20 protein-coding genes are annotated in these 22,082 nt (G+C 48.6%); 15 read left to right on the forward strand and 5 right to left on the reverse strand.

What is annotated here, in order from left to right:
• Window positions 1-14: 14 nt before the first annotated feature.
• The 14 genes from BUA56_RS13010 (at window position 15) to BUA56_RS13075 (ending at window position 16,901) form a co-directional block, all read left to right on the forward strand.
• Complete coding sequence (locus BUA56_RS13010; protein ID WP_072852417.1) at window positions 15-1,814, forward strand: cache domain-containing sensor histidine kinase; 1,800 nt, start codon at window positions 15-17, stop codon at window positions 1,812-1,814.
• Window positions 1,792-3,417, forward strand: coding sequence for a response regulator transcription factor (locus BUA56_RS13015; RefSeq protein WP_072852419.1), 1,626 nt, complete (start codon window positions 1,792-1,794; stop codon window positions 3,415-3,417). Before BUA56_RS13010 ends, BUA56_RS13015 begins: the two co-directional genes overlap by 23 nt.
• A 92-nt stretch (window positions 3,418-3,509) precedes the next feature.
• Window positions 3,510-4,541 carry an ABC transporter substrate-binding protein gene (locus tag BUA56_RS13020; protein ID WP_072852421.1) on the forward strand — a complete coding sequence of 344 codons (1,032 nt, stop codon included), beginning with the start codon at window positions 3,510-3,512 and terminating at the stop codon, window positions 4,539-4,541.
• 119 nt (window positions 4,542-4,660) lie between these two features.
• Window positions 4,661-6,202 (forward strand): sugar ABC transporter ATP-binding protein, encoded by a 1,542-nt coding sequence (locus BUA56_RS13025; protein ID WP_072852423.1) that lies wholly within the window; start codon window positions 4,661-4,663, stop codon window positions 6,200-6,202.
• Window positions 6,195-7,151: an ABC transporter permease gene (locus BUA56_RS13030; protein WP_072852425.1), complete on the forward strand. Its 957-nt coding sequence runs from the start codon at window positions 6,195-6,197 to the stop codon at window positions 7,149-7,151. Before BUA56_RS13025 ends, BUA56_RS13030 begins: the two co-directional genes overlap by 8 nt.
• 12 nt (window positions 7,152-7,163) lie before the next feature.
• The gene (locus BUA56_RS13035; protein WP_072852427.1) at window positions 7,164-8,153 is read left to right on the forward strand and encodes an ABC transporter permease; all 990 of its coding nucleotides are present in this window, start codon (window positions 7,164-7,166) and stop codon (window positions 8,151-8,153) included.
• Window positions 8,154-8,198: 45 nt separating this feature from the next.
• A complete protein-coding gene (locus BUA56_RS13040) occupies window positions 8,199-9,281 on the forward strand; it encodes a zinc-binding dehydrogenase (RefSeq protein WP_072852429.1) in 1,083 nt (360 codons plus the stop codon).
• Window positions 9,282-9,310: 29 nt separating this feature from the next.
• Window positions 9,311-9,913 (forward strand): phosphoheptose isomerase family protein, encoded by a 603-nt coding sequence (locus BUA56_RS13045; RefSeq protein ID WP_072852431.1) that lies wholly within the window; start codon window positions 9,311-9,313, stop codon window positions 9,911-9,913.
• A 30-nt stretch (window positions 9,914-9,943) separates the two neighbouring features.
• Window positions 9,944-11,725, forward strand: coding sequence for a glycoside hydrolase family 2 protein (locus BUA56_RS13050; RefSeq protein WP_072852433.1), 1,782 nt, complete (start codon window positions 9,944-9,946; stop codon window positions 11,723-11,725).
• Between the two features lie 17 nt (window positions 11,726-11,742).
• Window positions 11,743-13,038 carry an AGE family epimerase/isomerase gene (locus BUA56_RS13055; protein WP_072852435.1) on the forward strand — a complete coding sequence of 432 codons (1,296 nt, stop codon included), beginning with the start codon at window positions 11,743-11,745 and terminating at the stop codon, window positions 13,036-13,038.
• Entirely contained in the window at window positions 13,035-13,691 is a 657-nt protein-coding gene (locus BUA56_RS13060; protein WP_072852437.1) for a bifunctional 4-hydroxy-2-oxoglutarate aldolase/2-dehydro-3-deoxy-phosphogluconate aldolase, read from the forward strand. The genes BUA56_RS13055 and BUA56_RS13060 overlap by 4 nt, the downstream gene beginning before the upstream one ends.
• A gap of 32 nt (window positions 13,692-13,723) precedes the next feature.
• Window positions 13,724-14,680 carry a phosphotriesterase family protein gene (locus BUA56_RS13065; RefSeq protein ID WP_084067925.1) on the forward strand — a complete coding sequence of 319 codons (957 nt, stop codon included), beginning with the start codon at window positions 13,724-13,726 and terminating at the stop codon, window positions 14,678-14,680.
• Window positions 14,681-14,713: 33 nt separating this feature from the next.
• On the forward strand, window positions 14,714-15,862 hold the full coding sequence (gene dgoD, locus BUA56_RS13070; protein WP_072852439.1) for a galactonate dehydratase: 1,149 nt from the start codon (window positions 14,714-14,716) through the stop codon (window positions 15,860-15,862).
• 19 nt (window positions 15,863-15,881) lie between these two features.
• On the forward strand, window positions 15,882-16,901 hold the full coding sequence (locus tag BUA56_RS13075; protein WP_072852441.1) for a 2-dehydro-3-deoxygalactonokinase: 1,020 nt from the start codon (window positions 15,882-15,884) through the stop codon (window positions 16,899-16,901).
• A 121-nt stretch (window positions 16,902-17,022) separates the two neighbouring features.
• On the opposite strand, the gene BUA56_RS13080 is transcribed toward BUA56_RS13075, so the two are convergent.
• The 5 genes from BUA56_RS13080 to BUA56_RS13100 all read right to left on the reverse strand — a co-directional run bounded on the left by BUA56_RS13080 (window position 17,023) and on the right by BUA56_RS13100 (window position 20,434).
• Window positions 17,023-17,565: a 2-oxoacid:acceptor oxidoreductase family protein gene (locus BUA56_RS13080; protein ID WP_084067926.1), complete on the reverse strand. Its 543-nt coding sequence runs from the start codon at window positions 17,563-17,565 to the stop codon at window positions 17,023-17,025.
• Entirely contained in the window at window positions 17,562-18,302 is a 741-nt protein-coding gene (locus tag BUA56_RS13085; protein WP_072852445.1) for a thiamine pyrophosphate-dependent enzyme, read from the reverse strand. Before BUA56_RS13085 ends, BUA56_RS13080 begins: the two co-directional genes overlap by 4 nt.
• Window position 18,303: 1 nt before the next feature.
• The gene (gene vorB / locus BUA56_RS13090; protein ID WP_072852447.1) at window positions 18,304-19,374 is read right to left on the reverse strand and encodes a 3-methyl-2-oxobutanoate dehydrogenase subunit VorB; all 1,071 of its coding nucleotides are present in this window, start codon (window positions 19,372-19,374) and stop codon (window positions 18,304-18,306) included.
• 2 nt (window positions 19,375-19,376) lie between these two features.
• Entirely contained in the window at window positions 19,377-19,583 is a 207-nt protein-coding gene (locus tag BUA56_RS13095) for a 4Fe-4S dicluster domain-containing protein (RefSeq protein ID WP_072852449.1), read from the reverse strand.
• A 215-nt stretch (window positions 19,584-19,798) separates the two neighbouring features.
• A complete protein-coding gene (locus BUA56_RS13100) occupies window positions 19,799-20,434 on the reverse strand; it encodes a GntR family transcriptional regulator (protein ID WP_072852451.1) in 636 nt (211 codons plus the stop codon).
• Window positions 20,435-20,780: 346 nt separating this feature from the next.
• Here BUA56_RS13100 and BUA56_RS13105 point away from each other — a divergent pair, with 346 nt between their 5' ends.
• Window positions 20,781-22,055: an MFS transporter gene (locus BUA56_RS13105; RefSeq protein WP_072852453.1), complete on the forward strand. Its 1,275-nt coding sequence runs from the start codon at window positions 20,781-20,783 to the stop codon at window positions 22,053-22,055.
• The last annotated feature ends 27 nt before the right edge of the window (window positions 22,056-22,082 follow it).

Raw genomic sequence — 22,082 nt, forward strand, 5'->3', positions numbered from 1 at the left:
GAAAGGAGAATAAAATGAATACACGGTTCGCAGAGTGGAAGCATTCAATTCGGGGGAGGCTGCTGGCGCATTTTACCGTCCTTTTCCTGCTGGTCATTGGCAGCATGGTGGTTTTTTACCACATCTCTATTAATATCACCTATGATACGGCCACGGAATCTGTGAAGAATACCATTCGTCAGGTAAATACAGATACCGATCGGGTTTTGAGCAATGCGCTGGAACAGGCTAAGCAGGTGGCCAGAGACGCGGAGATACAGGCAACCCTGCGAAAACCTCTGCCGGAAACGGAGCAGGCTCTGTATAAGCAGAGGGTTCAGTACAATTATATCCTTTATGATCGAAACCGCTTTGTGGATGACATCAACGGTATTTTTGTCCTGGGGGACAACGGCGCCATCTACCGTTCCACCAGGTATGGGCTGCGGGAAAAAGCATTTTTAGACAAGGACTGGTACAAAAAAGTAATGGAGACCGGTGAGGTGTTATGGATGCCGCCTCACTTTGGCTCGAACATTGTAAATAATCTGGACGACTCTACCATCAGTGTAGTTGTGCCCATCAAAGACCGTGCATCCACCAGGATATTAGGGGTTGTAGTGGTAGACATACTGACGGAAAAACTGGAGCAGGTGAAGGACAGCGGGTTAGTCTTTAAGGGAACTACCTACATATTGGATGAAAAGAATAAAATCATCTACACCAATGCCAACGAGAGCGCCAGGGAGACTGAGGCAATCAGCAGAGCCGTGGACGAAAGCGCATTGGCTTCAAATTCCTGGACAAAGGATATCCGAATCAATGGGGATAAATATCTGGTGTCTGTGGCTGAACTCTCAGACAGCGGCTGGAAAGTCATGGGCCTTATCTCTTATGAGGAGATGTATGCAAAAGTCAGAGTGCTGCGCAATTCTATTTTCATCGTGATCGGTGCATTCGCAATTATAGCAATTGTATTCGCGGTGATCGGTTCCAACCAGGTGTCTAAGCCCATCCGGGAGATCCGCACCACCATGAAGGAAGTGGAAAAGGGTAATTTCAGTGTGCGTGTGGAATACGGGGGGAAGGATGAGGTGGGAGAGCTGGTTCACAGTTTTAACCACATGGTGCTTAAGATCAATCAGTTGATTGAGCGGGAGCAGGAAAACCAGAAGAAACTGAACCAGGCGGAGTTTAAGGCGCTGCAGTCTCAGATTAACCCACATTTTCTATACAATACTCTGGATTCCATCATCTGGATGGTCAGAATGAACCGCCTGGAGAAGTTAGAAGAGATGATTACCTCGCTGACCAATTTCCTGCGCATCGGATTAAGCCGGGGGCGCAGTGAGATTACCCTGGAAGAGGAACTCAAACATGTGGGAAATTATGTGGCAATTCAGAAAATACGTTATGCCAAGCTGCTGAGCTATGAGGTGGATGTGCCGGAAGACCTGAAAAAATACTATGTCATAAAAATGATTCTCCAGCCCATTGTGGAGAATGCTCTATATCACGGAATTAAAGAAAAGGGAGTGCCGGGGATCATCCGGGTCAGCATAAAAACCACAGAAAAAGAGATTTTAATTACAGTCACAGACAATGGCATGGGCATGAAGCCGGAGAAGCTCAAAGAGATAGAGAATATGATGGAGAAGGGGATTGACTTTGATCCCAATGCCTACGGGGTTATTAATGTGCAGAGGAGGATCCAGACAACGTACGGAAGCAGGTACGGACTGCATTTTGAGAGCGAATATACAATGGGGACCCGGGTCTACGTGACATTGCCCAAGAAAGGAGAGGGAGAATTTGCTGAAGGTAATCATAGTTGAGGACGAGGATCTGCTGAGGGATGGGCTGTCAACCTGTGTGAGCTGGGAAAAGTTTGGATGTGAATTGGCAGGCGCTGCGGAGGATGGGATCAAAGCGCTGGCCCTTATGGAAAAGACAAACCCGGATGTGGTGATTACAGACATTAAGATGCCTCATATGGACGGGATAGAGCTTTCGGAACAAATAAGGGAAAAGTATCCCCGGATTAAAATCGTTATCATCAGCGGTTATGATGAATTCGAGTACGCCAGAAGGGCGCTGAAGGCCGGAGTGTCCGAATATATCCTGAAACCGGTAAACCTGGAACAGCTGGACACAGTGATGAAGTCCATTACAGAGACCATTTTAGCAGAACGGGAGAAAGAAAGGGAGATTCTAAAACTGAGGGATATGAGCCAGCAGGGACTGGGAACCATACGTCAGACCTTGTTTTCAAAAATTCTTCTGAGAAAGCAGAGCCCGGAGGAGCTGGGGGAACTGGTTTCTCAGATCGGCGAGTATGTAAACGGTAAATACTATTCGGTGGGTATCCTGGAGCAGCAAAATTTCCCCATTGTATCTATTGACTGCGACTATCTGGAAATCATTGAAATGGACAGGGCCTTTGAACAGATGGTAATCAGGTGTTTGCAGGACTATGAGGAGACCGAGGAGGGAAACCATGTGGAGATTCTTCGTTCCAGTAACTGCGAACGCCTATTCTGCATTGTGCATAACTCTGCGCAGGAGGTTAAGAAAATCATAAAAGATATCAGCAGTCTCTTTGACGTCAAGAGAGATGATATGGAGCATCTGCAGCTGACCTTTGGCTGTGTTTCCAGGGAGCTGGCCGGCCTGTACAAATCCTTCCTGAACGCCAGAGGTATCTGTGAGAAGAAATTTCTGGAGAATTGGTCACAGATTCTTCATACAGACGGCAAAGCAAGCAGTACTATACAGCATATGAATTATGATGCCCAGGCCCTGTTCTTTGAGGTGAGAAGCGGGACTGGGGAAGGAATCGAAAACTGCCTGAAGGAGTTTCGGGAAAGACTTTCCAGGGAGAAGATCGTATCCTATATGCAGATTGTGATGATTGTAAGCAACCTGTATTTTGAGTTAATTAAACTTCCGGAGGAGGTTGGGGGAAACATACAAGATATTATCGGGGATCCTATGGAAACCTTCCACCGCATGATTGAGAAACGAAAGCGTCACGAGATGATAGAAGAGATGGGGAAAGTCTGTCTTCAGATACACGAATATTTCGGCAGTGTCTCCGGGGCCAAAATGCAGGGGGTGTTAAAGAGAATTTTAGAATATATAGATACTCATTACATGGAGGAGGACCTGGCCATGAAGGATGCCGCAGATTATGCCTACATCAGCGTGTCTTATCTAAGCCTTATCTTAAAGAAGGAGATAGGCAAGACCTTTATAGAGTATCTGACAGAAGTAAGGATTGAGAAGGCTAAGAATTACCTGCTCCATACAAACATGAAAAATTATGAAGTGGCAAACGCCTGCGGATATTCAACTCCCGCATACTTCAGCACGGTTTTTAAAGGTGTCTGCGGGGTAAGCCCGTCCGCCTTTCGAAAAGAGAACCAAACCCTTTCGTGAATTTTGAAAGAAAATTATGAAATATTGGATTCATCTTTTGTTCACAATTCATTATACTTACCATATCAAAAAATTCCAAGGAGGAAGAGACTATGAGGAAGAAAGCTTTGAGTCTGGTACTAGCATTGACCATGGGGTTAGCCCTTGCTGCATGCGGAGGAGAAAAAGACGAGGCACCTGCTGCTGCCGCCGAGGCGCCGGCAAAAGATGACAAGGAAGCAGCGGATCCCCAGAGCTCCGGCGAGGTGGACATGAGCGTGCTGAAAGGCAAGACAATTGGATTCTCTCAGTGCGACAATGGAAATAGTTGGAGAATCGCTGAGACGGAATCTATGCAGGCAGCAGCTGAAAAGTATGGGGTAAAACTTATTTACACAGATGCTTCCGCTGACATAGCAAAACAGGCATCGGATATTGAGGATATGGTTGCACAGGGTGCTGACTATTTGATTATTGCCCCCCAGGAGGAAGACGGACTTCAGGCAGCGCTTCAGTCTGCTATGGACAAAGATGTTCCGGTTATTCTGGTTGACCGTTCTGTAAACGGGGAAGCAGGCCAGTTATACACAAGCCAGATCATGTCTGACTTCGTATGGGAGGCAGAGCAGTGCGCAAAGATTATTACTGAAACCTTAGGGGGGAAAGGCAACATTGCAATCCTTCAGGGAACACAGGGAGCAACTTCTACAAATGACCGTCAAAAAGGCTTTATGGACGCAATTGAAGGTACCGACATGAAAGTAGTGGCAGATCAGGTTGCCAACTATGTAATGGATGAGGCCCAGGACGTTATGGCCAATATCCTTCAGGCGCAGGGCGATGAGATTGACGCTGTATACTGCCACAATGACGATATGGCCCAGGGCGCAATCGCTGCCATTAAAGCAGCAGGCTATACACCGGGAAAAGACATCTATGTTGTAGGTATTGATGGTCCAAAGGCTGCCATGGAATCTATCCTTGCAGGAGAGCAGCTGGCATCCTGTTCCTGTTCCCCTCTGTTCGGCGAACCGGCATTTGAACTCTGTGCAAAAATTGAAAGCGGACAGAAAGTTGACGCTTCTTACACAAACGAAGATACACTGTATACGAAAGACAATGCTAGTGTAGACGCTGGATTCTAAATAATGCGAAAAAACAGTATGCTGTTTCAAAAGGCAGATACTAAATAGTGTAATGACCATTCTGTCTATATTTCAAAAAGTATAAATGGAATGGTCGTTTCTATGATTGGAGAGAATTTATGGCTAGGAATAAGATATTGTTAGAGATGCGGGGAATCGTAAAGAATTTCCCTGGGGTCCGGGCCCTGAAGGGAGTGGACTTCTTTGTGGCAGAAGGGGAAGTCCATGCATTGATGGGAGAGAACGGCGCCGGAAAATCTACGCTGATTAAGACACTAACCGGGATTTATCAGAGAGACGAGGGGAGCATCACCTTCGATGGGAAAGAGCTTAATCCTAAGACTGCGCTGGAAGCGCAGAATGCAGGCATCAGTACGATTTATCAGGAATTAAACCTTGTACCATTTCAGACAGTGTATGAGAACATGTATCTTGGAAGAGAACCAAGAACCAAAACAGGAGTCATTGACCGCAAGGCAATGATCACGGGCTGTGAACAGGTGTTGGCAGATTTGGGAATCCACATCAATGTTACTGCCCCCCTTTCTGCTTATGGCACGGCTATCCAGCAGATGGTTGCTATTGGCCGCGCGATTTCAGTAAATGCAAAGTTAGTGATTATGGATGAGCCGACTTCTTCCCTGGATACTAAAGAAGTGCGGGTGTTGTTTGACATTATAAAGAAATTAAAGGCAAAAAATATTGCCGTTATATTTATAAGCCATCGCCTGGATGAAATTTTTGAAATCTGTGAACATGTGACAATCCTCAAGGACGGGACTCTGTCAGGAGAGGTAGACATCGGCGAGATCGACCAGCTCAGGCTGATTAATCTCATGATTGGCAAAGAGGCAAAACAGCTTGAGCGCACCAAGAAGGGATATACTCTTGAGAATGCGGAAACTCTCGTTGAAATGAAGGACATCCGGCAGGGAACCCGTCTGAACGGCCTCGGTATTACCATTAAAAAGGGAGAGGTCTTAGGGCTGGCCGGACTGCTTGGTTCCGGGCGTACGGAACTTAGCAAGGTATTATTTGGGGCGACGCAGCCGGATGAAGGAGAAATCTTCTGGATGGGTCAGGAGCAGAAATTTAAAAATCCCAAAGACGCCATTGGACTTGGGATGGGATTCTGCACAGAGGACAGAAAAGTGGAGGGAATTATCCCCCATCTGTCCGTGCGTGAGAATATGACCATTGCCCTGCTTCCTCAGATCAGTAAGATGGGCGTTGTATCTGCCTCAAAACAGAGACAAATCGTAGATGAGTATATCAAACGCCTGGCAATCAAGACACCCACACAAAACCAGCCCATCAGGAATTTAAGCGGGGGCAATCAGCAGAAGGTACTTCTGGCAAGATGGCTTTGTATGAATCCCAAGCTGGTGATTATGGACGAGCCTACCCGGGGCATTGATGTGGGCGCAAAAGCAGAGATAGAAGCACTGATTCAGGAGCTTGCCTCACAGGGAATCAGCATTCTTATGATTTCCTCTGAGATTGCTGAGCTGGAGCGTAACTGTGACCGGGTAGTAGTTATGCGGGAAGGGCGCAAGCTGGGTGAGCTCATAGGGGATGATATCCATCAGGATAAGGTGATGGAGATTATCGCCAGCGGCGGAGGAGAATTAGAGAACATTGGAGGTGCAGCAAATGAGTAATACAGTCAGAACCAAAGCAGATACAGTTGCTACTTTAAAAAAGTACAGTGCTGTCATTCTCCTGTTGGTTTTCCTTGTAATAAACGCAGTGATTACACCCAACTTTTTCAGCATGGGAACAGTCCGCAACATTATTATCCAGTCCTGTACTATTATTCTCACAGGAATGGGCATGACCATGGTCATTTCTACAGGAGGAATTGACATTTCTGTAGGCGCAGTGATGGCCCTGGCAGGCATAGTAACAGTCAAACTGCTTCCCTATGGCGTGCTGACAGCCTGTATAGCGGCAATCTTTGTGGGCGCCCTCTCAGGTGCGATTGCCGGATTTATGGTAGGAAAGCTCCGTGTCCAGGCAATGGTAGTGACACTGGCACTGATGATTGGCGTCAGGGGCGTTGCCCAGATTTTAAATGATGCCAAGATTATCTATATTTCAGGTGACAACGCAGATTCCTTTAAGATGCTGGGAAGTGCCAGCCTGGGGGGAATCCCCATCCAGATTATTCCCATTGTACTGGCGGTGGCAATCGTATGGTTTGTACTGGAGAAGACCATTCTCGGCCGGCATATTCAGGCGGTAGGAGACAACCCCAGTTCAGCGCAGCTTGCAGGCATTAATTCTACAAGGACCCTGATGATTGTTTATATCTCCAGTGCTGTTCTGGCAGCGATCGCGGGTATCTTTGCCACAGCTAAGATCGGTGCTGCTGACGGAAACTCCCTGGGACTTCTCTCTGAACTGGATGCCATTGCGGCGGTTGCAGTCGGCGGGACATGTATGTCTGGCGGACGAGCCAAGATCTTCGGCACGGTGATCGGCGCGCTGATCATGCTGCTGATTACCATTACTGTTAACATGAATAATATTACGTATGAATATGCACAGGTATTGAAGGCTTTCATTATTATCTTTGCCGTATATATTCAGCGCGATAAGGCTGCTTAAGGAGGGGTTGAAATGAATAAAGCAAAAAATATTTACCAATGGTTCAGTTCAAAAAGCTCCATCGCGGCATTTTTGATTCTCTTTATATTTTCCAGTATAGTTTTTTCCGGCAGGAGTTTTGCATCTTTTGACTCCATAGCCAATCTGTTCCGGAAAGCGGCCAGCGACGGCGGATTCCTGGCATTGGGTATGACGTTCGTCATTCTGATTGCCCAGATCGATCTGTCTGTAGGCGCAGTTATGGCCCTTGGCGGTGTGATTATGGCAATGTTCGGCGCTCAGAATCCTATCCTGGGTATTGTACTGGGGCTTTTAGCAGGTATATTCTGCGGATTCTTAAATGGGTTTATGGTAGCGAAGATGAGGATATCCTCCTGGGTGGCAACCCTAGCTACTATGCTGGGTGTCCGGGGTATCGTACTGCTGATGACAAACAAAAAACCGGTGTCTGTCAGCAACGATGCGCTGATCGCTTTGGGGAATACGAAAATTTTTGGAATTAATATTCTGGTGTATTTTCTGGTGATTGCAACTTTGATTTGTATGCACCTGTCCCATAATACAAAGTTTGGCATGGGCATCTATGCCGTGGGCGGTAATGAAGAGGCGGCCAAGATGATGGGGCTTAAGGTAGATAAGATTAAGATTCTCTGCTATGTAATGTGCGGATTTTTCGCCGCATTGGCAGGTATGCTGCTGGCAAACAGACTCTATACCGCACAGCCTACTGCAGGTGATACATGGGAGACCACGGCAATTGCCATGTGTGCTCTGGGCGGAATTAAGCTTTCAGGGGGAGAGGGCAAATTCAGCGGGACATTTTTTGGAATTCTGGTAATTGCTACAATCAATACGATATTTAACTTTGCAGGAAACTTGAATTCTTGGTGGCAGAATATTATCATGGGACTCCTGGTTCTGATTTCCATTGGTGTTCAGTCGGATGTACTGAAGATTGGAAAAGGCAAAAAGCATACCTGGAAACAGGAAGAGGCTGCGTAAACCAGAAAAGATTGCATTGAACATAAGAGTAAGGAGGAAGGTTGGATGTTAGCACTAGTGAAATATGGGACAGGGCCAAGGGAGACGGAACTTCGGGAAGTTCCAGTCCCGGAAATAGGCGATGATGACATACTTATAGAAGTAAAGGCTGCCGGAATCTGCGGATCGGATATTGCTTACGATAATGGTGACCATCCCAACCATCTGAATTGTCCGGTTGTCTTAGGGCATGAATTTTCAGGTGTCATTGCCAAAGCTGGTAAGAATGTAAGGGACTGGAAAGTGGGAGATCGGGTAGTTTCAGATAACACCGGCTATGTGTGCGGGAAATGTCATGCATGCAGCAACGGACAGTTTTTAAGCTGTCCTGACCGCAAAGGGCTGGGCTATGGCATGGACGGCGGGTTTACAGACTATGTGAGAATCGACGGGGAGCTGCTTGCACGGAACCCTAACACCCTCTTTGCCATTCCGGAAACAGTAAGCTTCGACGAGGCGGCAATCCTGGATCCCATTTGTAATGCGTATAAGGCAGTAATTCAGGAGGGACGGATTTTGCCGGGCGAGGATATTATCGTGTACGGCGTAGGTCCTTTAGGGTTATTCGCCATCCAAATTGCCAGGCTGGCGGGATGTGCCAACATCATTGCCATCGGTCTGGAGGCAGATGAGGAGCGGTTTAAGATCGCTGAGAAGTACGGAGCTAACCACATCATTAAATCAGATAAGCAGGATGTATATGAAGAGATAAAAAGGATTACCAAAGGAGATATGGCAGCGGTTTGCATTGATGCGGCCGGGGTAAATGCGGTTATGAGGCAGGCAGTGCAAATCGTGCGCACCGGGGGCAGAATTGTGCGTATCGGCTATGACAAACGGCCGTATGAGCAGACCCTTGATCCCTTTACAGACAGAGGCGTGTCACTGATCGGACATTTTGGCTATGATTACAATTCATGGAAAAATGTGCTGCGGCTGTTAGAACTGGGGAAAGTAGACTTAAAGGGCATGATTTCCCATCATATCAGGCTGGAAGATTGGCGGAAAGGATTTGACCTGGCCAGGAGTAAGAAGGCCATAAAAATCATTATCACCAAGGATGAAAGTGTCCTTTCCCCATTAGAATAGCAGGCAGACCAGAAGGGCAGGTGGTTCATGTGAGTTATATAGATACATATAGAAAGTATTACCAGGCGATTATCCAGGAGCATGAAGCTGTGTTTGAAAAACTGGATATGGAACAGCTGAAGGGATTTGTGGATTTGATTGTAACATCCAACAAGATATTTGTCCATGGAGCAGGCCGGGAGGGGATTTCCCTGCGGGGATTCGCCATGCGTCTGGCCCATCTGGGGAAACCCACGTACTGGCTGATGGATGACACCACTATAGGAATGCATGAGGGGGATCTTTTAATCATCTCTGACGGGTTCGGGGATGTGGGAATCCACAGGCGTATTGAGGAGCGGGCTTCTAAGACAGGCGCTAAAGTGGCAATTATTACCGGTCTTCCCGAAGGGGGCAATGTGAAAAACTTTGCGGATTTTGTACTTTTTATTCCGGCTGCCGTCTATATGGGGAAGGACAGGGATGATCCGGACGCACCCAGGCAGCATGATGTGGTTCCTACCATACAGCCCATGGGGAACCTCTATGAACAGCACTTGTATCTGCTTATGGACATAGCGGCAATCCTGATAAAAGATGAGATGGGTTTGACTTACGATGATATGGAAGCAAACCATAGGAACATAGAATAGGATATCCGCAGCAAAACAGGAGGAGAATGGATGAACCATCAGCTATTTACCAGGTGGGGGAAAAACCTGGACACAGATAAGCCTTTGCAGGAATACCCCCGTCCCCAGATGGTCAGAGACAGTTATCTGAACCTGAATGGCTACTGGGATTATGCCATAAATTTTGAGAAAAAAGCACCTGTGAAGTACGACGGGAAAATTCTGGTTCCCTTCTCTCCGGAGGCATTTCTTTCTGGGGTACACAGACAGACCAGGCCGGACGAATACCTTCATTATAAAACGCAGTTTACATTGCCGGAGGGTTTTCTCCAAAAGCGCGTTCTGCTCCACTTTGGAGCAGTGGACCAGGTCTGCGAAGTGTTTTTAAATGGCAGCCGTGTTGGCAGCCATGTGGGGGGCTACCTCCCATTTTGCTTTGATATCACAGAATATCTGGCAAAGGGGGCCAACGAACTGACCCTGACGGTGAGAGATTACTCGGATACCTCCTATCTCTCAAGGGGGAAACAGAAGCTGGGACGTGGAGGTATGTGGTACACTGCCCAGAGTGGAATCTGGCAGACTGTCTGGTTGGAAAGTGTACCAGAATGCTGCATTGAACGGGTGAAGCTGGATCCGGATTATGACAATGGATCCATTGGCATAAAAGTGTTCAGTACGGGACACAGAGGAAAGGACGTGAGGATAAGAATCTTTGACGGTGACTGCGAGATTGTCTCCGCCTGTATGGCTGCAGATAAGAAAAAGGATATAAAAATAAAAGGTTTTAAAAGCTGGTCCCCGGAAACCCCTCATTTATACCATATGGAGATCACTATGGGAGAGGACTGCGTCCGCACTTATTTTGCTATGCGCAAGTTTTCTGTAGGAAGGGATGAAAAGGGGATTCTGCGGTTTATGCTGAATAACAAACCCTATTTCCACAACGGGCTGCTGGATCAGGGATACTGGCCGGACGGACTGTATACTGCGCCCACAGACCAGGCTCTCCGCTATGACATTCTAAAAATGAAAGAGCTGGGTTTTAACATGATCCGCAAGCACATTAAGGTAGAACCTGCCCGGTGGTATTACCATTGTGATCAGATTGGAATGCTGGTGTGGCAGGACATGGTAAACGGCGGCAGTAATTATCATATGAAGTTTATCTGCTTTATGCCTAATTTCTGGATGCCCTTCGGACGCCTGGTGAAGGACAATAAATACAGGGCATTTGCCCGCAGGGAAAAAGCCGGGAGGGCGCAGTATTACAGGGAACTGAAAGCCGCCATTGCTCATCTGTACAATGTGCCCAGTATCGCTGCCTGGGTACCCTTCAACGAGGGATGGGGCCAGTTTGATGCGGCAGAGGCAACTGCCAGGGTCAGGAAGCTGGATCCCCTGCGGCTGATCGACGAGGCAAGCGGCTGGTTTGACCAGGGCGGCGGGGACATGTACAGTATCCACAATTATTGGCGGAGGCTGAAAGTTAGGCCCAGGAAAGACCGGGTGGTGGCGCTCACGGAATATGGGGGATACTCCCGGCGGATAGAAGGTCACAGCTTCTGCAGTGAAGTCTACGGCTACCGGATTTACCAGACCAAACAGGAACTGACCAAAGGCTACAGAGAATTGCTTGAGACTGACATCATAAAGGGAATAAGCAAAGGTTTGTGCGGTACGGTCTACACACAGGTAAGTGATGTGGAGGAAGAGGTGAACGGGCTTCTGACCTATGACCGGGACCTGGTAAAGGTGGAGGAAGAGACTGTCAAAAAGCTGAATCAGCAAATTTATGAAGAATTCAAGCGCTGTACCCATACAGGGCAGTGAGGGAGGAAGGGATAGTCATGAAAGAGATTCTGACGGAGGTATACCGCCAGATAAAAGAACATGTGGATCATGAACTGCTTCCGTTCTGGGAGGAACGGGGCATTGATCCCAAGTACGGAGGATACCTGGTATGCTGTGACAGCCAGGGTAAAGTCAATGAGGACGCGGACAAATACATTGTGACGCAGACCAGGATGATCTGGGCCTACTCTGCGTATGCCAGAAAGTATAAAAAAGCCGAGTATCTGGAGAAGGCCAGGCAGGGAGTCCAGTTTTTCATCCGGCATTTCTGGGATACAGAGTTCGGCGGCTGGTTCTGGAAGACTGACCGCAGGGGAGCGGCTCTGGATAAGGGGAAGGTGGTATATGGACAGACCTTTGCTATCTATGCACTGTCGGAGTATACCCTGGCCAGCAATGACCCGGAGGGACTTGACTATGCCTGCCGGACCTTTGACTTGCTGCAGAAGTTTTGTACGGATACGGCTAACGGCGGATACTATGAGAATCTGGAACAGGATTTTTCCCTGTCCCCGCCGGGATTTGCAGCAGGGGATTTGAAATCCCTGGATATTCATATGCACACTATGGAGGCTTTTACCGCTCTTTACGAATGTTCGGGACAGGAAATCCACAGGAGAAAGCTGGAGGAGGTCATTGATATAATACTGACTAAGATGGTAGATACGGAGATTGGCTGCGGCTATAATCAGTTCGATATCCATTTTAACCGGAAACCGGCCATCAATATACGGAGAACCTGGAATGCGGAGCGGGAGACGGGGGAAGTGGTGGAGACCCCTACAGACACTACCTCCTACGGCCATAACGTGGAACTGGCCTGGCTTTTAAACTATGCAGCGAAGATTCTTGGATATGAGAGGGATCACTTCCTGCCAATCACACATAACCTGGTGGAACATGCCTTGCGGTACGGCTTTGACTATGAACGCGGCGGCGTCTACAGGGATGGACCCCATGAAGGCCGGCCCCTGGTAAAGGACAAGGAGTGGTGGCAGAACTGTGAAGTGCTGGTGGGCTTTTTGGATGCCTATCAGCAGGAGGGCGACACCCGTTATGCACAGGCATTTATAAAGACCTGGGAGTTTGACACCACTTATATGATCAACCATGAGGCAGGGGAGTGGAGGCAGCTGCTGAGATTCGACGGCTCCCCTGTAGAGACACAGCTGGGAAATCCATGGAAAGGGATGTACCATACAGGGCGGGCAATGCTGGAGACACTGCTGCGCCTGGAGAGCATTCTGCAAATGAATAAGTCTGCAGGGAAAGAGGTGGACGGCATAAAATGACCAGAGAAGAAATAATCAGAAACATCAGGGAGAAAAAAGTGATTGCCATCGTCCGGGGATTTCATCCTAAGCAGTGCATACAGCTGGCAGATGCCCTGTATGCAGGGGGCATCAATATGATTGAGGTGACTTTTGACCAGTCAAGGCCCGATGCCTGGGGGGAGACTGTGGAAGCTATCGGGGCAATTCGGGAAAGCTTTGGCGGCAGAGTGCTGCCGGGGGCGGGAACAGTGATGACAGTAGAGCAGGTGGATCTGGCAAAAAAGGCCGGCGCCGGCTATATTATATCGCCGGACGCCAACCCGGAGGTTATCCGTCATACCCGGGAGGCCGGACTGGTCTCCCTGCCGGGAGCCATGACTCCTACCGAAGCTGCAAGTGCACACCGTGCAGGTGCGGATATGATTAAGCTATTCCCAATCGCCAATCTGGGAGCCGCCTATCTCAAGGCATTGAAAGCGCCCCTCAGGCATATTGATTTCATGGCAGTGGGCGGCGTTTCCCCGGAAAATATCCGGGAGTTCATCAAGGCCGGTGCAGTGGGCGCCGGAGTGGGAGGCATGCTGACCAGAAGGGAACTTGTGGAGGCGGGAGAGTTTACAAAAATAACAGCTTTGGCACGGAGTTATGTGGAACAAGCCCTGAAGAGCTGATCAGGTACAGGGCTGGAAAGGGGGAGGATAAAATGCCGAAGATGATTCATACGGTGCGCGGCCTGGTGCCTGTAGATGAGTTAGGGACAACACTGATGCACGAGCATATCCTGCAGGCCAATTGGTCCATGCGCATGTCCTTTAAAGATTGGTTTGACTATGATTCTTTCATAGAATGGGCATCCGAAGATGTAAAGCGTACCAGGGAAATCGGCGTGGAGACTCTGGTGGAGCAGACCCCGGTGTGCCTGGGGCGGGACATTCACGCAATCAGGGATGTGGCAGAGAGGACTGGGATGCAGATTATAGCCAGTACCGGGTTTTTCTATTCGGAAAACCAGTGGATGTTCGGGCGCTCAGAAGACAACTTTGTAAAATGGCTGATGAAAGACATAGAAGAGGGGATACAGGATACAGATATTAAGCCGGGATTGATAAAGTGCGGAACGGATACCCCTGGGGTAACGGACTTGAACCGAACGCTGCTGAGAGCCCACGCAAAGGCGTCGAAAGTCAGCGGTCTGCCAATTGCTACTCACAGCTGGTATAAGAACCGAAGCGGAATCAGCCAGATGGAGATTTTTGAGAAAGAGGGGCTGAATCCCAGGAAGGTGCTCATCGGACACTGCGGGGATACCAACGACCTCTCTTATCTGGAAGAACTGCTGCGAATGGGATGCTGGATTGGGCTTGACCGTTTCGGAGATGATGCCAAGAACCCGCTGGAGGAGCGGGTAAATACCCTGGCAGAGCTGTGTGACCGGGGCTGGATTGGTCAGCTCATGATTTCCCACGATTATGTAAGCTTTGTGGATCTGGGAACTTTTGAGTGGGAGACAAAGCGGCGGCAGGATCCGGACGACGCCAAATACAACAGCCGTTATATCCACCGATATGTTCTGCCAATGCTGAGGGAGCGGGGATTCGGGGATAGAGAAATTCACCAGCTTATGAGGGGCAATCCCAGAGCCTATTTTGCAGAAGATTAGATTTCCAAACATGCACAAGGGAGGAAGTACAGCATGAAAATAAAAGAAATCCACACCTATCTGGTACGTCCCAGATGGGGATTTGTAGAAATAGAGACAGACGACGGATATACCGGCTGGGGAGAACCTGTCATTGAGGGCAGGGCAGCTACTGTCAAGGCTTGCGTGGAGGAGATGAAGCCCTACCTCATGGGCGAGGACCCGGGCAATATAGAGGATATCTGGACAAAGCTGTACAGGGCCGGATTCTATCGGGGCGGCCCTGTGATGATGAGCGCCATGGCAGGTATTGACCAGGCACTCTGGGATATCAAGGGAAAGAAGTATAATGCACCGGTTTACGAGCTTCTGGGGGGAAAGTGCAGGGAAAAGATGCGCATGTATTCCTGGGTTGGCGGAGATCGGCCCAGCGATGTGGCGGCGGCAGCGAAAGAGCGCAAGGACGCTGGCTTCACTGCAGTGAAGATGAATGCCACAGAGGAACTGCAGATCGTGGACAGCTATGACAAGATCGATGCGGTGCTGGAACGGGTGGCTTCCATCCGGGAGGCATGCGGAAAATACTTTGGCATTGCCATTGATTTCCATGGCCGCGTCCATAAACCCATGGCCAAGATTCTGGCCAAGAAACTGGAAGAGTTCGCCCCCATGTTTATCGAAGAGCCGGTGCTCTGTGAGAACATGGAGGAGTTTAAAGAGATTGCGCGCATTGCCAATATCCCGATAGCCACAGGGGAGCGCCTGTTTACAAAATACGATTTCAGGCGTCTGTTAAATGCCGGGGGTGTGGATATCATCCAGCCGGACCTGTCCCATGCCGGGGGGATAACGGAAGTGAAGAAGATCGCAGCCATGGCGGAGGCCTATGATGTGGCCCTCGCCCCGCACTGTCCGCTGGGACCAGTTGCCCTCAGCGCCTGTCTGCAGGTAGATGCAGTCAGTTACAACGCATTTATCCAGGAACAGAGCATGGGGATCCACTACAACCAGGGGCATGGGGTTCTGGACTTCATTAAAAATCCCCAGGTCTATGCCTTTGAAAATGGGTATGCCAAGTTCCCGCAGGGACCGGGATTGGGCATGGAGATAAACAAAGAATTGATGGAGGAGGAAAATAAGAATCCCCATGAATGGAAGAATCCGGTGTGGAGGCACGAAGACGGCTCTATAGCGGAATGGTAATGGGAGGCGGGACGTGGCAATGAAAAAATATCTGATTACCATAGACGGAGGCACAACCAATACCAGGGTGGCGCTGTGGAGGGAAAATAAAGAACTCCTCTCTGCCGTGAAGTCGGAGGTGGGTGTAAAAGACACTGCCAGGGACGGAAATAATGCCAGACTGAAAAAAGCAGTGAAATCCATGCTGGAAGAAATCCTGGATCGCAGCGGTATTACCTACGGGGAGGTGTGGGCTGTCTACGCCTGCGGAATGCTCACATCGAATGTGGGACTTTGGGAAGTTCCCCATCTGACTGCGCCTGCCGGTTTGGAGGATTTTGCTCTGGGGGTAAAAAAAATACTGATTCAGGATATCTGTCCATTACCCATCTGCTTTATCCCGGGAATGAAAAATTTTACTGGGAAAGTCAGTCTGGATAACCTGGAAAAAATGGACATCATGAGGGGAGAGGAGACAGAGACGGCAGCCTTAATGGAACTCTGCCCTCAGGGGGAAACCCTGTACGTACTGCCCGGATCCCATACAAAGTTTGTCTCTGTAGATAGAAATCTTAAGATGACCGGCTGCCTGACCTCACTGGCAGGGGAATTGCTGGCTCTGCTGACCAGGGACAGTATCCTTGCAGATGCCGTGAAACGGGAATTTGTCACGGGAGACTACAACCGCGGGATGCTTCTTGCAGGGGCAAGGCAGACCTGGGAGACAGGCTTGTCAAGAGCTGCTTTCCTGACACGGATCGTCGGCCAATTTGTCACAGACAGCCAGCCCTCCTGCGCCAGTTTCCTGCTGGGAGCAGTTATGGCAGCAGACATCCTGGCAGTGAAAACAAGCAAGGCACTGACAGTGACGGAGAATATGAAAGTGGTGATAGCCGGGAAAGAGCCGCTCCGGGGGGCGCTGAAAGAATTGTTTGTGGAGGATGGGACGTTTAAGGAAGTTACTGTTTTTCAGGGAGACGAGGATGTTCTGCTGTCGGGGTATGGGATGTGCGTGATAGCAAAGAAAGCGGAGCTGCTTTCACTCCCCGGGCTATTGTGACAGATCTCCTCTGATTTTTGCAGATGAACCATAGGCAGCCCTTGACTCAAAGTCAGTTTATATGCATCAGAAATTTTTCCGGCCGCTGCTATTGTATAGCAGCGGCCGAAAGTGAGTAAGCTTATGCAGATTCAGAAACCGCCCGATAACCGGCTTTTAACACTGCAATATTAGATTCATTATTTTTTATCTTTGCCAGATACCCGCAAAGCCCTTTCTCCACATCTTCCAGCGTCAAGAGATCGCCGGCTGCGGCTATCGCAGCCCCAAGTGCACAGAGATTGGCGCTTCTCTCGTTTTTACAATCAGCGGCAATATCATTCGCCGGAACAGAGTATACCTTTACGCCGGCAGGCTCCGGAACTGTTTTTACAATGGAACTGTTTATAATGATACTTCCCCCCGGCTTTACTATAGGCATAAATTTAAGCAAAGCAGGTTCGTTCATGGCGATCAAGACGTCAGGGGCTTTGGGGAATGGACTGGCCACCTCCTCGTCGCCCAGCTTGACCGTACAGTTGGCAGTACCCCCACGCATTTCAGAGCCGTAGGAGGGAATCCATGTGACGTCCAGATTCTTAGCTGCCCCGGAATAAGCCAGGATCATACCGGCAGTCAAAACGCCCTGTCCGCCGAAGCCTGCAAATACAAATTCTTTTGTCATGATGCAGCACCTCCTGTCTTAATCTCTCCTAAGGGATAGGCGGCAATTACCTCAGAGGCAATGCGGTCTGCAGCAGTAACTGGGTCCATATGCCAGTTTGTGGGGCAGGGAGATAAAATCTCCACACAGCTGTACCCGGATCCGGATATCTGTGTCTCAAAGGCTCTGCGGATATATTGTTTGGTCTTGAGTATACTCTTGGCGTCATGGACACTTCCGCGGGCCAGATAAGCGGCGGATGGAACCGGACGCAGATGATCCATAATATCTACCGGCATACCGTTAAACTCGGCAGTCCTTCCGTTGACCGTAGTTGCTGTCTTCTGCCCAATCAGGGTGGTTGGGGATGCCTGTCCGCCGGTCATGCCGAAGACACCGTTATTTACAATAATAGCAGTTATTTTTTCATTGCGCTGCGCGGCATATACCGTCTCGGAAAATCCGATGGAGATGGCGTCACCGTCTCCCTGATAGGTGAACACAAGCTTATCGGGACGGCAGCGTTTGATGCCGGAAGCGCCGGCACCCGCTCGTCCGTGGGGACAGCCCAGCCGGTCAACCTTCAGTGTATTGTTCAGAAGACATGCACATCCAACCGCAAGGGCGCAGATGGCATCCTGCTGTTTTATGCCCATCTCGTCCAGCACCTCTGCAATGAGACGGATAATAATACCATGGCCGCAGCCGGGACAGAAGCTGTTTGAACCGGAAATAAGCGCAGGAATATTTTTTGTCATATCAGTATACCTCCTTTGTACCGTTCAGGATTGCTTTGACATTCTCAATGATGTCCTCACTGGACGCAATTTCTCTGCCTGTAGGCATAGCATATACAGGGGCAGCTCCGTGAGCGGCAAGGTATACGTCTTCTATCATCTGAGGGATGGGAATCATCTCTACAGCCAGATAGCCTTTTACTTTTCCGTTGTATTTCCGGAATGCTTTTACGGGGAAGGGCCATACAGTCATGGGCCGGATCAGACCCAGCTTCAGGCCAAGGCTGCGCCCTATCTTAACCGCCTCTTTGCAGATGCGGGAGCTGATCCCATAGGACACAAGCAGTACTTCTGCGTCTTCCGCCTGAACTTCTTCCCACAGCTGTTCATTTTCCTTCATCTCATTATAACGGCTGCAGATATGAGGAACGTACTCTTCATAGGCAAAGTCGGTATACATACGGTCTGTCATCTTCCGGCCCATCGGGGGGCGGTCTCCGTCTGCTCCCAAGGCCCAGTCAAAACGATCCCGTTTGGGATACTGCTGTTCGGGAAGCTCCACGGAGCCGCACATCTGACCGATGGAGGCATCAGACAAGACAATGACAGGGGTGCGGTACTTTTCGGCAGTCTCAAAGGCTTTTACGACAAAATCCGCATTTTCCTGAATGGAAGACGGGGCGTAAACGGGGATGAAATACCCTCCATGCCCGCCGCCTTTGGTAGTCTGGAAATAGTCCCCCTGACCTACGGTTACATCTCCAAGCCCGATGCCGAAACGGGCCACGTCCACAATGACTGCGGGGAGTTCAATGGATGCAAGATAGGAAATTCCTTCCTGCTTCAGTGAAAATCCCGGTCCAGAGGAGCTGGTCATAACCCTCTGACCGGCGGCGGCACCTCCGATAATCATATTGATGCCGGCAAGCTCAGATTCTGTCTGGACAAATTCTCCCCCTGCCTGCGGCAGTCTCCATGATAAATACTCCAAGATCTCTGACTGCGGAGTGATAGGATAACCCGCGAATAACCGGCATCCGGCGCGGACCGCTGCCTCCGCAAGGGCATTATTTCCCTTCATTAGCTGCTTCATAGTTATCCCACCTCCCCAAAACTAAATACATAATCTGGACATACTGTGTAGCACATGCCGCAGCCTATACATTTTTCTTTCTCAATATCGACCATGTGATATCCGTTGGTATTGGTTTCTTCAGAGAAAAAAAGTGCGTTTTGTCTGCAGGCTCTGATGCAGTAACCGCAGGACTTACAGTTCTGCGGCTGTAACAGGATTGTGCTCATTGGTATACCCCCTTTCTTTTCCGTGATTTACAATTTTGTACTTGTTTGTTGATTGTAAACCAGAAAGGGTTCTGTACTGGAGAATGGTGTTATGTAATTTTAAACATTAGTATGTGCAGTATCTATCAACTTGTCAATAGAATTTTTGTAAAAAAATAATGTTTGGATAATATTGACGAAATATTTGACTCAAAATTGTTAAATAGTAACTTTACTTAATCCGTCTGGGTGTCCCAGCACCAGTGATTCAGCACGGCCTTTTCCAGAGCCGGTATGTCTTTGCTTTTTATGGCAGAGAGTACGGCTCTGTGCCCCTCATTGGAACGGCGGAAGGTATCATACATATCAGAAGCCTGGGAAATGTTAAAGGTATGTCTGGGAAACTGACGCTTGATGGACTCAATGACTTCAATTAACGTCTGATTATTTGTTTTATTTATGCAGTAGGCGTGAAATTTTTCCTGCTGTTCCACATAGTGGGGATAGTCATTCAGATTGATCGCTGTGTCCATCAGATCGATCATATTTGACAGAATCACATAGTCATAATCGTTCAGAACAGGCAGCACCTGACGGATGGCATACGTCTCCAGACAGGCGATAACGGAATATGCGTTCACTTCTTCCGCGTGGTTGTGTTTTTTAACGAAAAACCCCTTACGGGGAACATTGTCCAGCACACGATCTGCTGCCAACAGGAGCAGCGCTTCTCTGATAGGCGTGCGGCTGGTGCCAATCTCATTGATAAGCCCTGCCTCATCGATCTTTTCTCCCTCCGATAATTCCCCCAGTTTTATTTTCTCAATTATGTACTCGTAGACCTGATCTACGAGGGATTTCACTTTTGCCATGATACACCTCAACACTTTGATTTATTAGCCGGCCAAGTCAATTGACGGCTTACTTCAGGACCCTTTAGCAAGGCCCATGATACTTCCAATTATATCATATACTGTATAAAAGTAAAATATATTTTATACAATAATTACGCAAAATATAATATATAATATTTTATAATAAAATATATTGACATCGGTCTAAAATATTGGTATTGTGTAATTAGTACTTGTTTGTTGTTTGGAATATATAAAAATTGTGCACTTTATACAATGACTGAAAGGAGATGATTGGTTATTAAAGTGCAGTGTGATGTTTTCGTGAGAGCAAAACCTATTATTTGAGGAAGGAGAAACCTATATGGAAACTCAAATTAGTAAATTTAAATTGTATGCAACTTTATTTGCACTTGGAGTTGCGGGTGGCTCTATCTTTATTATTCCGTATATTAAATTTGTGTTCTATGATTTGCAGCTGCAGGTAACCGGAATGACGAATACCCAATCAGCACTATTGATGACCGTGTTTTCCGTGGCATCCCTGGTTTTTGACGTCCCCTGCGGTATGATCTGCGACAAGATTAACTCGAAAAAAGGACTTATCTTTGCCCTTCTGGCCACTACGGCGGTTACACTGCTCTATGCATTTGCAAGCACGCATTATGTTGTTTCCCTCTTAATCTGGGTCATTTTGGCCTTTTTAACCATGGGCATCTACTGGCCTATTTTTTCAAAGGTGCTGAATATTATCGGGAATAAGACCGGCACAGCAGGCCGTTCGGGATCCTCCTTTGGCTGGTACTATGCCTTTAACGGCATCAGTGCAGCTGTGCTGGAGGCGCTGGCTCTGTGGGTCTCCACAAGATTCGAAGATCCTGTCATGAGCTTCCGTATGGCAATACTGGTAGCAGCAGGCTCCACCATTCTGGCCACTGTACTGATTATCTTCTTGTTTGACAGTGAGCTGACGGCTCCGGAGGCGGCACAGGTTAAGACAGAGAAAAAGCACAGCGGCATAGAGATGAACCAGCTTACGGAGGTATTAAAAAATCCCAGTGTATGGATGATGATGATAATCTGTATGATTGCCTACTGCATGTACAGTATGATGTCCTACTTTACTCCGTTCTTAACTGCCGTAGTGGGCGTGTCCCCGGAAGCGTCCGGAGTGTTTGCCATTATTCGGACTTACATATTCTTGATCCTGGCGCTGGTGGGCGGTTTGATCGCAGACAAAGTGTTTAAGGGCACGACAAAATGGATTATGCTGGTATTCTTTGTGACGGCTGTCATCATCGGGGGACTCTTTATTATGCCTCATAATGCCAACGTGATGCTCATCAGTATTTATACCCTGATTCCCGCGGCTCTGGTGCAGATGTCTTATCCCATCAAGTACTCTGTGATAGGGGAAATCGGTGTAAAGCAGCACCTTTTAGGAACTGCCACCGGCCTGGCGGCTCTCGCGGGAGCACTGCCGGATCTGGTCCTTGGCCCGTTTATCGGAAGCCTGCTGGACACCAGGGGAAATGATGCTTACTACATTCTCTTTGGGATTTTGATTGTACTTCTTTTAATCGGCTGCTTCTGCTGCTGGCGCATCGTTCGGAAGCAGAAAGCCGCGGAACTGGCTTAGAGACAGCTGTTTTGCAGGAGGTGGTTT

Origin of the sequence: Lactonifactor longoviformis DSM 17459 (genome assembly GCF_900129135.1) — a bacterium.
Taxonomy (GTDB): domain Bacteria; phylum Bacillota; class Clostridia; order Lachnospirales; family Lachnospiraceae; genus Lactonifactor; species Lactonifactor longoviformis.